This is a genomic window from Oleidesulfovibrio sp., assembly GCF_047973035.1.
GTDB lineage: Bacteria > Desulfobacterota > Desulfovibrionia > Desulfovibrionales > Desulfovibrionaceae > Oleidesulfovibrio.
This window is the reverse complement of sequence record NZ_JBKEBF010000008.1, coordinates 164,234-176,249: the sequence shown is the minus strand read 5'-3', so window position 1 is coordinate 176,249 and position 12,016 is coordinate 164,234. Positions and strand designations below refer to the sequence as shown.

Below are 12,016 nucleotides of genomic sequence, written 5' to 3'. Positions count from 1 at the left end.
TTAGCAGTCGTTTCCAACCGTTATTCCGGTGATACAGGTAGATTATCCACGCGTTACTCACCCGTGCGCCACTTTACTCATCCCCGAAGGAACTTTCACGTTCGACTTGCATGTGTTAAGCACGCCGCCAGCGTTCAATCTGAGCCAGAATCAAACTCTCCAGTTAAAAAACTGTAAAGCCATTCTTAATGGCCAAATAAAGCTGAACTTATTTCCTGTCCAACTCGCTATTTAATTGTCAAAGAGCTTCGCTTGAAGCCCGCCGCCCGGCAGTTGACTGCCGCTGCGGAGTCGGCGTTATGCCTCGTATCCATCAGCGTGTCAACAACTTTTTTCACTTTTTTTCAAAAACCCGCCGGAGCGATTTTTTGCAGAGCGATTGGCAATGAGCTTTCCGCCGAAGCGGAAGGGCCTTCTATGTGGTCGGCCTCTCAATGTCAACACTCTTTTTTTATTTCTGAAAAAACTTTTTCAGAATCAAGTGATGCGCCTTACGGTCAAAGAACAGCCCTCGTCGAAGCGAGGAAGGGCGTTCTATGTGTTTCAGCACCCACCGTCAACAGTTTTTTTCATTTTCTTTGACATAAATAAACAACATTCTGTTTTATCAGCAGGTTACCACTCTTCTTCTTTGCTCTATCTACGGCAGGCAACAAAAAGCCCCCGTCCGCTATCCGGACGAGGGCTTATATATCATTATGCGTACCCGTTTACTCTACATATACCGTCAGCTTGTCACCGGGCCGGATGATGCTTCTGCGGCTCAGGTTATTCCACTGCATCAGGTCATTATGCGTCACGTTAAACTTACGGGCGATGGCCCAAAGCGAATCACCACTGCGAACTTTATATACAGTCGCCTTACGTGCTTTGTCCGACTTGGATGTGTTTACGGCTGTCACCTTTGAATCACCGGGGATGTAAAGCTTCTGACCGGGACGCAAAGTGTTGCCACGCAAGCTGTTAGCACGTTTCAGCGTTGCCACGCTGGTGTTATGAGAACGTGCGATGTCGTACAGCGTGTCCCCGCTGCTGACTACGTAAGAGCCACGCTTTTTGGCAATGGCACGGGTGGCCTGAAAAGACTCGGGAATCGGCTTGGCATTACCGGAGCGCGGAATCATCAACCGCTGACCGGGGCGCAACATATTGCTTGTTTTACGGTTTACCTTTTTCAGCACAGCAATAGGTACCCCGTATTTACGGCTGATGCGATACCATGAGTCGCCGTTGCGCACCTTGTAATCCACCCAGCCGGCATAAGGACGGGACTCTGCTTTGGACAAAAAGGCCACGGCCTTATCCTTTGCTGCCGGGGTGATATATACTGTGCTCTTTGCATCGGGAGGCGATACATAGCGCAAAAATGCCGTATTGTACTTGCGGAAATCATCCCACTTCATGCCGGATGCCTCGGCAAGAGCCAACAGATCGGTGCCACCTTTCACTTCCAGCGATTCAAGTTCCGGCGCGCAATCCATACGCAGCGGCTTAAAGCCCAGCTCTTCAAGGTTGCGCATAATCTTTACGATGGCGATAAACTTGGGCACGTAGTGCTGTGTCTCGCGGCGCAGCTGCTTGCGGCGGCTGAGCTTATGATTCTTGCTGGTCAACTCAAAAAAGCTTTCGGCACCGGTGCCTTTAATGGCACGACCGATTTTGCCCTCTCCTGCGTTATAGGCAGCAAGAGCCAGATACCAGTCGCCAAACTCTCCGTACAGCCATGAAAGATAGTTAGAAGCTGCTTCTGCAGACTTGTACGGATCACGGCGCTCGTCGATCCACCAGTCATAGCGCAAACCATACTTACGGCCGGTAAAGGGCATAAACTGCCAGACACCGGCAGCGCCTGCGCGGGAATAAGCGTTGGGGTTGAAACCGCTTTCCACAAAAGCCAGATATACCAGTTCTTCCGGCAATCCTTTGCTGCGGAACACATCGCGGGCGGCAGGAAGATAAATTTCTGCCCGCTCGAGATACCGTTCGAAAGAACCACGAGCGCGGTGTGTAAAATATTTAATATATGATTCAACAACGCGCCTGTCGTCCTCATCCATCTCGATATCGATATCAAGTTGGGTCAACAGCGCCTGTTCTTCTTCTTCGGTAAGAGGCTGATTGTCATCTGCGGGAGGAACTTCCAGCTCTACCACTTCTTCTGCTTCGTTCAGGGGGGCTTGCTGTTCCGCTTCCGGCACGGGGCAGGCTTCTGCCTCCACCACGGGTTGCAGTTCAGGTTGCGGGGTGGTTTTGCCGGAAACACAGCCGCCGGCACCGAGCAGAAGCACTAGCAAGGCAAGTGTGCAGGTGCGGCTGGTCACAAAACCGCTTTTAAATATATACATAAGATGCCATTGTCTCCGTATGGTGTTCGAATTACCCTTGCAGTTGATAGAAAACGCGGGTACTGCGGGACACAGTTCGCCCCCTGTTACCCTAAACGTACACGGGAAGCAATGCGGCAGCGCTGCCGCCAACTTTTAGACTGATGCCCGGTCTGATCCCAGTCCTGCGGCCTAGTTACCCATGAAACATAACGACACAGACAACTCCATCCTGCCCGGCATAAAGCCTGTGCTGGAACAACTGCAGAGCGCCCCTGACCGTGTAGACTCGGTCACTATACGCAAAGGCCGCAAAAATGCAGATACAGATGCCATCGTAAACCTGTGCCGCAGGCACGGAGTCCGCTTTACTTTCGTACAGGACGCCGCGCTAGCGAAGCTGTATTCTGGAAATCACCAAGGTGTTGTAGCACGAGTCTTCAATGCAGGCTACGTAGAGGTTGAAGACGTGCTGGAAGCGGCCCTCAACAGTCCTATGAAGCTGGTTCTGGCTCTTGATCAGGTGCAGGACCCCGGCAATGCGGGAACACTGGCACGTACACTATACGCTCTGGGCGGAGCCGGAATCATCATTCCCAAGCATAATGCATCCGCACTGGGAACAGCCGCCGCCAAAGCCAGCGCCGGAGCACTGGCCAAGCTGCCCGTTGCGCGCGCCACCAACCTGTCCCGCGCATTGGAAACAGCCTTGGACATGGGCTTTAATGTTTATGCAGCCCGCTTTGACGATAACTCGCAAAACGCGTTTACAACCGAGCTGTACACCCCTGCGGTGCTCGTACTGGGCAACGAAGATAAAGGCGTACGCCCCGGCGTGGCAAAACGCTGTACCGCTTCTATCCATATTCCCATGCAGCGCCAGTTTGATTCGCTAAACGTGGCGCAGGCAGGAGCCATGCTGATGGGTTGTTTCTATTCCAAGCTTCAGTCTTAGCTAACGGTTATCAAAAATACAAACAAAAAACCGCCGCACCATTCCGGTGCGGCGGTTTTTTACTGCTGTAACAGTCGCGGCATCAGGAGCTACGGCCGAAACAGATATGGCGTCATCGAACGTAGTTCGGAATATTAATGAACACGTCCCTCGTGAATGCCAGCATTTTATCCATAATCCACGGAAATGATACAAGCAGTGCAAGAAAAATAGAAACAATCTTGGGTATGAACGACAGGGTGGTTTCCTGAATCTGCGTTGCCGCCTGAATGACAGAAACAAACACACCTACTGCCAGACCGATGCCCAGCATGGGCAAAGAGATAGTCAGTGCAAGTTCAATGGCCTGACGCGCAAAACCTACTACAAATTCGGGTGTCATGTTTTCGACTCCTTACAAATTTACATCTATGCCCGTCAGAGCATGAAGCTGTTTACAAGTGATGTTGTGAGCAGGCCCCAGCCATCCACCATGACAAACAGCAGAATTTTAAACGGCATGGAAACCATCATGGGAGGCAGCATCATCATACCCATAGCAAGCAGGATGGATGCCACAACCATATCAAGAACAAGGAACGGTATGTAGATAAGAAAGCCGATGGTAAAGCCGGTTTTCAACTCACTGATAACATATCCGGCTGCCAGCATGATGGTCGGTACGTCATCTTTGTTACGCGGTCTTTCCATGCCTGTAATGCCATAGAATACAGACAGGTCTTTTTCGCGGGTATGCTTGAACATAAACTCGCGCAGCGGCTCCTGCGCCACTGTAAGCGCCTGCTGAAAACCAATGCGTTCTTCCAGATACGGTTGCAGGGCTTTGTCATTAATCTCTTTACCGACGGGCATCATGATGACCACCGTCATAAAGATGGCAAGGCTGGCAAGCACCTGATTGGGTGGCAGCGTAGGCAGGCCCATGGCCTGACGTACAAAGTGGAATACAATGATGATGCGGGTGAAACTGGTTACGGTAAGCATGATGGCCGGAGCCAGCGAAAGGACCGTAAGCAGGAAAAGGATTTCAAGAGTGACGGCGACTTTTTCAGGCTCGGTCGCTCCGCCGGAAAGAGTAAGCTGCAGGTCCGGCAGGGCGATGTCCTGTGCGGCCGAGGCAGCTTCGGGCAGCAGTACCGCTGCCAGCACTGCCGCAAGCAACCCGACGCCTGTCAACAGAGTGACGGCGGGTTTACGAGTTGTCTTGAGTGTCCTGCAGCACCGCTGCAAAGCCGTTTTCAGCATCATCATGGTGGTCTTTAAGCTCCGTCAAGAGATTGATGTTGTGGTCCGTGACCCCCAACACCAATCGTCTATTCAAGATGCGTACCACCATGACGGAACGCTTGGGGCCAAGCATCAGTTGCCCCTCCACGTGCATGTCCCCCGGCCTGAAGGACTTGCCTCTGCCTGCCAGACCGAAACGCCGGACAGCCCACAAAATGCCATACAACGCTGCAAGCAGCAGACAGAGCATCCCGATGGCCTGAATATACCCCGTCCAGTCAAACGAGGCGCCGCCTGCCCCCAGCCCTGTAGCGTTGGCAGCACGGGTTACGGCTTCTGCGGCAGTGGCATTGACCGACGAAACTGCATCAAGCACACCCCGCACACTCTGCGCTTCCTGTGTACCGTTTGCTTGCAGAATCGCGGCGTTGCCTGTTGCATTCAGCGTGGCATTAAGCATTGCAAAATTCCGGCTACCCTAACTGCTTCACGCGTTCGATGGGGCTGATGATATCTGTCAGACGCACGCCGAATTTTTCATTAATGACAACAGCTTCGCCGCGGGCGACCAGCTTGCCGTTAACATAAATTTCAAGCGGCTCACCTGCCAGCTTATTCAGCTCTACAACAGACCCCTGACCAAGCTGGAGCAGCTCGTTGATAAGCAGGCGGGTACGCCCCAGTTCTGCCGAAACATCAAGCGGAATATCCAGAATGAAATCAAGCTCGCGCTTGCCGGAATCAGGTCTGGGAGATTTGGCTTCCTCGGTCAGGTCCTTAAATTCCATATCGCGTGCAGCAGAAGCAAAGAAGCCCTGCTCTTTCTCTTTTTTCAGCTGGTCCTGCTCATCGCTTGCCAAAGCAGCGGCCCACTCCGCAGCCAGCTGGTCTTCCGCCGAAGAGCCGCCGGCATCAGCACCGCCATCTTCTTCGCTTTCCTGCTCTTCCAGCGCTGCAGCCCACTGGGCGGCCAATGCATCCTGATCGACGTCTTTATCTGCCATATCATTATCCTTCCTTGGGTTGTCTTCTGCGGCAAAACACACAAGCCGCAGGGCTCCCTACTGGATGACCATTTCGGTAAAATACACCCGCCGCACCTTTGAGCCACCCAGAATCTGGTTCAGCCTGGCGACAATCTCATTCTTCAAAAGCAACTTATTTTCCAGCGGAGCAAGGTCCGCATATGACTTGCTGGACAGTAACAGAATGATGGCATCCTGAATGCGTGCAGTCGCCCTGTTAAGCTCTTCCCCTGCCTTGGGGTTTATCACTTCGACGTCCAGCGTCATCTTAAGGTACCGCCTGCCGAGCGGGTCGGAAAGGTTGACCAGAAATGTCGGCAACGTAACAATCTGAACATCTTCAGGTGTTTCTTCACCCTGCTGAACCTGTTCTTCCTGCGCTGTATCGCCGCCACCTGCAAAAAAGGTAAAGTAGGCAAACGCACCGCCACCTGCCAGCACAAGCAGCAGCACGATCATGATGATCCACTTAAGCTTGCCGCCTTTTTTTTCCTGAGTGACTTCTTCCGCCACGATATTACTCCTTGCAGGTTCGCTGTGTTAGCTGTAACGCCCAAGCCATTGGGTCGTCTTAAGCAAAATTTCCACACGCCTGTTCTGGGCTCTGCCTTCCGGCGTGGTATCGGGTACCAGCGGTTTGTCCGGCCCGTAGCCGGAAATGGAAAACCTGCTGGCTTCCAGACTCCGCCCCAGAAAGAACTCCAGCACCGCCAAAGCCCGCCTGCCTGAAAGATCATAATTATCAATCCGGGCAGAAGGCGTATCATCCGTATAGCCTGCGATATTCACATCCGCCGAGCTGTATTGCAACACATCCGCCAGCGGGACAAGCAGCTTTTTTGCCGCTTCGGTCAGATCCCAGCTGCCGGGCCGGAAAAGCACACCGTCTGTAAGCACGATGGCAAGCCCTTGCGGGTCTTGTAAAATACGCAGGTTTCTATCAAGTGTACCGGCATCAATCTCCGGCGGCAAGACATCGTCCGGCCAAAGAAGATCTTTAAGCCTGTCGGGCTTATCCATGGTGTCCTGCGGTGAATCCAGAAGCTCCAGAACCAGCTGGATACGCTGGGGCACCTTGCCGGGACTTAGCGCACCCATCACGCTGAAGTTACTCGAGTACGGGTTGATACGCGACAAAAGCACCTGATCCATGGAAGCCATGGAAAGCAGCAATACAAAAAACGTAAGCAGCAGAGTAACGAGGTCGGAAAACGTCACCAGCCACATCGGGACGCCTTCTTCCTCCGGCGGTTTCTTTTCCCGTGCCATGCTTACGGCCTCCTCAGGTCGTCGTACCCGCCTGCATCCTGAAGCACATTGCCCTTATCTTGCGGTGCAGGCTTGTCATTCAGCCTGCCGCCTACAGGGCCTTCCACCGGCGCATCAAGCGAAAAGCGAAAATCCTTGTATTCAAAAAGGCCCCGCTCACGATACCTGGCCTGCTCCTGTTCCTGCATCTTGCGTATCCATTCACGGTTACGCTTATCCAGCACAATATCTACGCGGCTGTTACGCCTGCGCCCGTCAGGAGTCTTATTATCATATCTGGGGCGAAAATGAGCAAAAGCCTCAACTTTCAAATTCTTCTCCGGCAGACCCCGCCCTGTCAGATATCTGTAAATAGCCATCACCCGCATAAATGAAAGCCGCCAGGTAGGAGCCGGTTCCTTTTCATTAAAAGAAACTTTGTACTCCTGTCCTGCTTCTGCGCGTTGCGAGGCAGTATGCCCTGCCAGTAGCAACGGGTGATCGACCTTAAGGAGCCAGGGCAGAATCCTGTCGAGCAATTTCACACCGCTGGGAGTCAGAATAAACGACCCCGGGCTGAACAGTACCGCATCGTTGATGGACAAAATCTGCACCATGCTGTTTTCCTGAAAGTTCAAATCCCTGTTCTGGTCTTCCCATATAAGGTCTTTCAGGGGTTGCAGGTCATTAACGCTGTCCATTTCCATCGGGCCGGGCTCTACAATTCTGGAAGGGCCGTCCACCGCCATGGGGTTAAAGCTGCCCGTAGCCGTGCCGAAGGCTCCGGTTACAGAAGCAAGCACAACCAGTTTGCGGCGCTCGTCCAGCACAGACATACTGACCAGCAAAACAAAAAAGGTAAGCATAAGCGTCATCATGTCCGAAAACGTGATGAGCCATGTCGGGGCGCCGCCTCCGCCGCCACCTTTTTTCTTTTTCTTGCGTGCCATGCCCTGCGTCCTTGTTGTGCCGCAGACTAACCTGCGTCAGCTTTGCGTTCTTTGGGCGGCTGATAGCTGGACAGTTTTTCCTGAATGATTCTGGGGTTCTCACCACGTGAAATGGCAAGAATACCTTCCATCTGCATCTCGCGCACGGTCACTTCTTCGCGGGAGCGCATTTTCAGTTTTCCCGCCATGGGAATAAAAACAAGGTTCGCCAGAACGGCGCCATAAAAAGTCGTAATAAGCGCCACAGCCATTGCAGGACCGATGGAGCTGGGGTCACTCATGGTCTGCAGCATCTGCACAAGACCGATAACCGTACCGATCATACCCAATGCAGGAGCATACGCGCCCATGGCGTTTACAATTTCCACGCCGGTTTCGTGGCGGGATTCCAGACTGCTGATTTCCGTTTCAAGAATTTCCTGAATGGCTTGCGGCTCAAGGCCGTCAACCGTCAGCTGCAGACCTTTGCGCAGGTAAGCGTCGCTTACTTCTTTGATAACCGGCTCAAGCGAAAGAATACCTTCGCGACGTGCACGGTTAGCAAAGTCCATAAACTGATCAATGATGGCGGTGGGACTCTGGCTGGAGGCATTGAACGTCTTTTTGATTACCCCCATAACGCCCAGCACAGTTGCCAGCGGATAGTTGACCAGCGTGGCCCCGATAGTGCCGCCCATAACGATGAGCAGCGACGGAATAGACACGAAGATCATAATGCTGCCGCCTTCGAGGATGCCCGCAAGCACCAGACCGAAGGAGATCACAATGCCAAGTATGGTTGCCAAATCCATAAAGAGTTCTCTTTTCCCTGTCAGCGGGGAGCACGTTCACCGAAAATGTCTGTTCCCACTCTTACCAGTGTGGCGCCTTCTGCCACGGCCTGCTCGAAGTCGTGCGACATGCCCATTGAAAGGTGCGGCAATGCGTGGCCGATGCGCGGCTCAAGCTGTTCCTTAAGCTGGCGCAGCTGCGCAAAATACGGCTTTGCTTCGTCACCCTGACAACTCAGCGGCGGCATGCACATAAGCCCTTTAAGCCTGAGCGAATCCATACCGGCGATGCTGTCTGCAAGTTGCAGAAGCTCATCGTCCGCCGCTACACCGGACTTTTGTGGTTCGCAGCCGATGTTAACCTGAATAAGCACATCCTGCACGGCACCGGCAAAGGATTGTTCGGCCTCTGCCAAGGCCTGCATGACTCCTTGCAATTTACGGGCCAGCTTTTCAGAGTCAACTGTATGTATTAGCGCAAACCGCCCTGCGACATCGCGGGCTTTGCGGGACTGAACATGCCCGATAAAATGCCATGCGATATCAAGTGTGGCCAGTTCCTGCTGTTTTTCCAACGCTTCCTGCATATAGCTTTCGCCAAAGGCGAAATGCCCCGCAAGCCTTGCCAGAGCCTCTACCGCGGCTGCCGGATGAAATTTGGAAACAGCAACCAGCGTCACTTCATCATGCGCTCTGCCTGCTACGCGCACAGCCTCATCAAGGCGGTGACGCACCGAAGCCAGACGGTCGCACAGCGCCTTCTGTTCGTGTTCAAGCAACGTCATTTATAATTTCCCGTACAAGCTTTATCGGCACCGGTACAATAAACCATACCGGCATCTTGTTCCCGTTAAACGTTTTTTTGACAGCACGCAAAAAAATACGCCCGAAACAGCAATGCCCCGCCGTCAGGCAGGGCATCGCGGCGCAGTCAGATTCAGCGGCAAACCGGAATCAGCCGGAGCATTACAACCTATTGAGCACCCATGCCCAGATCAATCATAAAGCCTTCGTTATCCATCCAGTCATCCGTCACGCGCACCCACAGATCCAGAAACACCTTGCTGTCCACAAGTTTTTCAATTTCCTTACGCGCATCGGTGCCGATCTTTTTAAGCGTCTGTCCCTGCTTGCCGATGACCATACCCTTGTGGTTTTTACGTGCCACATGGATAACGGCATGAATAACCACGCGGCCCTCTTCTTCAAGGTCTTCCCACTTTTCCACGCTGACGGCGGTATTGTAGGGCAGTTCCTGACGAAGTTCGAGGAACAGTTTTTCACGGATGATTTCTGCCGCCATAAAGCGGAGAGGTGCCGTGGAAACCTGATCTTCAGGGAACGCAGGTCCGGCTTCGGGCAGCTGGGCCTTGATGTGAGCCAGCATCTGGCGCAGGCCGTCATCGTTAAGAGCCGAAACAGGGTAAATCTCTGCCTGAGGCCACAGTTCGGCAAGCTTTTCCAGCAAGGGAAGCATCCGCGACTTGTCAGCAAACAGGTCAACTTTGTTCAGGGCAACGATAACAGGACGCTTCTCGTTGCGGATAGCTTCGCGCAGCGGGGTGATGTCGTTATCGAGGAAGTCAGGTTTGCGCACGTACAGATTGGCATCAAGCACAACAAGAATGGCATCAGCGCCATCCATGCTCTGCCATGCGGTCTGCAGCAGCAGGCGATTCATCTTGCCGCGCAGTTGGTGGATACCGGGAGTATCCATAAAAACTACCTGCGCATCAGATTCAGTCAGGATACCGACAATCTGGTTACGCGTGGTCTGCGGCTTGGGCGTCACGATGGCAACCTTCTGCCCCAGCAGAGTGTTCATCATCGTGGATTTGCCCGCATTGGGGGGGCCCATCAAGGCTACCCAGCCGCAGCGATGTTCTGAAGAACGAGTCATATATTCATCATCTCCTGATGTAGTAAGCAAAATTAAACCGAACCTTGTTTCATCCCCTTACAGTAAAGTCAAGCGGCACGCCATGCTATTTTCCGGCGGACCGTTGACCTTTTACCTTCAATCTGTATTACATAATCGCAGCAAAGGAGATAACCATGCCAAGAAAGGTGAAATCCGTGCGCGTTCCGGAGGAGCTCGCATCGCTGGATTTGTCTGCCGTCATCGGGGAGTGTGAAAAGTTTCTTCGCGATCTGGAATCTGCCACCCTGCTCAAACAGCAGGGCGATAAAGACGCGGCAGAAGCGCTGTTGCGTGCGCGGGAAGCAGATCTGGGCCGGAAAATAGGCCTGAAAGTATGGGAAGCCCGCAAGCAGTTCGGGCAAGAGCGCCTGAAAGCCAAACACGGCAACGGCGAGTAACGTATAAAAACACTGCGGTCATCAGAACACTTTTCCCCTATGCCCCGCACCCGGACAATCTTCTGACCGCTGCATATTCTTTTCCCTTTCGGATTTTTCATAAGCGGGCCACGTTACATCGTGGCCCTTTCTGCCGGCTGACGCAACAAGGGGCTGCATCCAGCCTTGTCCTGCCATCGTTTTCCAGATAAAAACCACGCTGCAGAGGAAGTCCGCTACAGGCAAAGCCTGCCAGCAGATACCGGCTGCACCTCCGGCAGAGACAGAGACAAGCAGCCAGCCCTGCCTGCATCTGCACTACTTCATTGCCGCTATCCGCGTTCTACAACTTTGCCGGAGCAGGCACCACGGGCAGCAGCGGGCCAAGGTCAATGCCTTTATCGGTTACCAGCGCCCTGTGCGGGTACATTTCCACCCCTGCCGCCATGGCCTCGTAAAAAAGTGCGGCGTAAACCGGATCAATGAAATCGGCAGGGGCAAAGCAGTGCCCGTCAGTACGCTGAATCAGATAAAACATGGCGGCACGCCCCCCTTGCTTCACTATAGACATCATCTCCCGCAGGTGCTTCTGCCCGCGCTCGGTAGCAGCATCAGGAAACGCAGCCACATCATCTTCCACCATCGTCACGTTTTTACATTCCACCCACAGCGTAGGCAGTCCGGTCCCTTCTGCCGCATCCATTCGCGCATCAAGGCGGCTTTCGCCGCATTTGGCCTCGCGCCGGAACGCTGTGTACCCTTCGGCCCAGGGCAACTTTCCGGCATGAAATGCAAGTTCCAGCAGTTTGTTAGGCGTCTGGGTGTTCACGCCCACCCACATGCCGTCCAGCCCGACAAGCTCCTGCGTCCATTTAAGCTTGCGGTCCGGATTGGCCGCCGGTGAAGCCAGCACCGGCGCACCGCGGCGCAACAGCCCCATCATGGAGCCGGAGTTATTGCTGTGAATCCACACACTTTCCGGCCCGTTTTCACCGGACATCTCAATCTCCACGCTGAACCGCTTCACACGACGCACAAACGCACCTACGGCACATCCCCGGGGAAAGGGCAGCAAAGGGGTATCACTCATTGTATTTATCCTTTATATAATTCAACGGCGGAGCAGCATAAGAGCTCTATCCTGCAACATACCGCAGCTACACAGAAAAAACATACTACAGCACACGTTATATAATGAAATGCAGGAAAATGCTCCACC

15 protein-coding genes and 1 rRNA gene are annotated in these 12,016 nt (G+C 53.4%); 3 read left to right on the top strand and 13 right to left on the bottom strand.

Annotated features, from left to right (window positions below; all coding sequences use genetic code 11):
• Positions 1 to 166: ribosomal RNA gene (locus tag ACK5LI_RS02280) — 16S ribosomal RNA — on the bottom strand; the annotation flags it as partial.
• Between the two features lie 86 nt (positions 167 to 252).
• Here ACK5LI_RS02280 and ACK5LI_RS02275 point away from each other — a divergent pair.
• On the top strand, positions 253 to 582 hold the full coding sequence (locus ACK5LI_RS02275) for a hypothetical protein (RefSeq protein ID WP_416946012.1): 330 nt from the start codon (positions 253 to 255) through the stop codon (positions 580 to 582).
• A 128-nt stretch (positions 583 to 710) separates the two neighbouring features.
• Here the strand turns inward: ACK5LI_RS02275 and ACK5LI_RS02270 are convergent, their stop codons facing one another.
• Positions 711 to 2,345: a LysM peptidoglycan-binding domain-containing protein gene (locus ACK5LI_RS02270; RefSeq protein ID WP_416946011.1), complete on the bottom strand. Its 1,635-nt coding sequence runs from the start codon at positions 2,343 to 2,345 to the stop codon at positions 711 to 713.
• 181 nt (positions 2,346 to 2,526) lie between these two features.
• Between ACK5LI_RS02270 and rlmB the strand changes: the two genes are divergently transcribed.
• Entirely contained in the window at positions 2,527 to 3,279 is a 753-nt protein-coding gene (gene rlmB, locus ACK5LI_RS02265; protein WP_416946010.1) for a 23S rRNA (guanosine(2251)-2'-O)-methyltransferase RlmB, read from the top strand.
• A 112-nt stretch (positions 3,280 to 3,391) separates the two neighbouring features.
• Here rlmB and fliQ read toward each other — a convergent pair whose 3' ends face one another.
• The 10 genes from fliQ to era form a co-directional block, all read right to left on the bottom strand.
• Positions 3,392 to 3,661 carry a flagellar biosynthesis protein FliQ gene (gene fliQ / locus ACK5LI_RS02260; RefSeq protein WP_416946009.1) on the bottom strand — a complete coding sequence of 90 codons (270 nt, stop codon included), beginning with the start codon at positions 3,659 to 3,661 and terminating at the stop codon, positions 3,392 to 3,394.
• A 35-nt stretch (positions 3,662 to 3,696) separates the two neighbouring features.
• Positions 3,697 to 4,527, bottom strand: a complete 831-nt coding sequence (fliP, locus tag ACK5LI_RS02255; protein ID WP_416946015.1) for a flagellar type III secretion system pore protein FliP — start codon at positions 4,525 to 4,527, stop codon at positions 3,697 to 3,699.
• Complete coding sequence (gene fliO / locus ACK5LI_RS02250; RefSeq protein WP_416946008.1) at positions 4,472 to 4,966, bottom strand: flagellar biosynthetic protein FliO; 495 nt, start codon at positions 4,964 to 4,966, stop codon at positions 4,472 to 4,474. The genes fliP and fliO overlap by 56 nt, the downstream gene beginning before the upstream one ends.
• A gap of 13 nt (positions 4,967 to 4,979) precedes the next feature.
• Entirely contained in the window at positions 4,980 to 5,510 is a 531-nt protein-coding gene (gene fliN / locus ACK5LI_RS02245; RefSeq protein ID WP_416946007.1) for a flagellar motor switch protein FliN, read from the bottom strand.
• A 57-nt stretch (positions 5,511 to 5,567) separates the two neighbouring features.
• Entirely contained in the window at positions 5,568 to 6,044 is a 477-nt protein-coding gene (locus ACK5LI_RS02240; RefSeq protein WP_416946006.1) for a flagellar basal body-associated FliL family protein, read from the bottom strand.
• A 27-nt stretch (positions 6,045 to 6,071) separates the two neighbouring features.
• Positions 6,072 to 6,800, bottom strand: coding sequence for an OmpA/MotB family protein (locus ACK5LI_RS02235; RefSeq protein ID WP_416946005.1), 729 nt, complete (start codon positions 6,798 to 6,800; stop codon positions 6,072 to 6,074).
• Between the two features lie 2 nt (positions 6,801 to 6,802).
• Positions 6,803 to 7,729 carry an OmpA/MotB family protein gene (locus tag ACK5LI_RS02230; RefSeq protein WP_416946004.1) on the bottom strand — a complete coding sequence of 309 codons (927 nt, stop codon included), beginning with the start codon at positions 7,727 to 7,729 and terminating at the stop codon, positions 6,803 to 6,805.
• 26 nt (positions 7,730 to 7,755) lie between these two features.
• Positions 7,756 to 8,520: a flagellar motor protein gene (locus ACK5LI_RS02225; protein ID WP_416946003.1), complete on the bottom strand. Its 765-nt coding sequence runs from the start codon at positions 8,518 to 8,520 to the stop codon at positions 7,756 to 7,758.
• Between the two features lie 20 nt (positions 8,521 to 8,540).
• Positions 8,541 to 9,284, bottom strand: a complete 744-nt coding sequence (locus ACK5LI_RS02220; RefSeq protein WP_416946002.1) for a YggS family pyridoxal phosphate-dependent enzyme — start codon at positions 9,282 to 9,284, stop codon at positions 8,541 to 8,543.
• A 188-nt stretch (positions 9,285 to 9,472) separates the two neighbouring features.
• Positions 9,473 to 10,399 carry a GTPase Era gene (gene era, locus ACK5LI_RS02215; RefSeq protein ID WP_416946001.1) on the bottom strand — a complete coding sequence of 309 codons (927 nt, stop codon included), beginning with the start codon at positions 10,397 to 10,399 and terminating at the stop codon, positions 9,473 to 9,475.
• 155 nt (positions 10,400 to 10,554) lie between these two features.
• Between era and ACK5LI_RS02210 the strand changes: the two genes are divergently transcribed.
• Positions 10,555 to 10,818, top strand: a complete 264-nt coding sequence (locus ACK5LI_RS02210) for a hypothetical protein (protein WP_416946000.1) — start codon at positions 10,555 to 10,557, stop codon at positions 10,816 to 10,818.
• Positions 10,819 to 11,140: 322 nt separating this feature from the next.
• Here the strand turns inward: ACK5LI_RS02210 and sfsA are convergent, their stop codons facing one another.
• The gene (gene sfsA / locus ACK5LI_RS02205; protein ID WP_416945999.1) at positions 11,141 to 11,887 is read right to left on the bottom strand and encodes a DNA/RNA nuclease SfsA; all 747 of its coding nucleotides are present in this window, start codon (positions 11,885 to 11,887) and stop codon (positions 11,141 to 11,143) included.
• Positions 11,888 to 12,016: the final 129 nt, after the last annotated feature.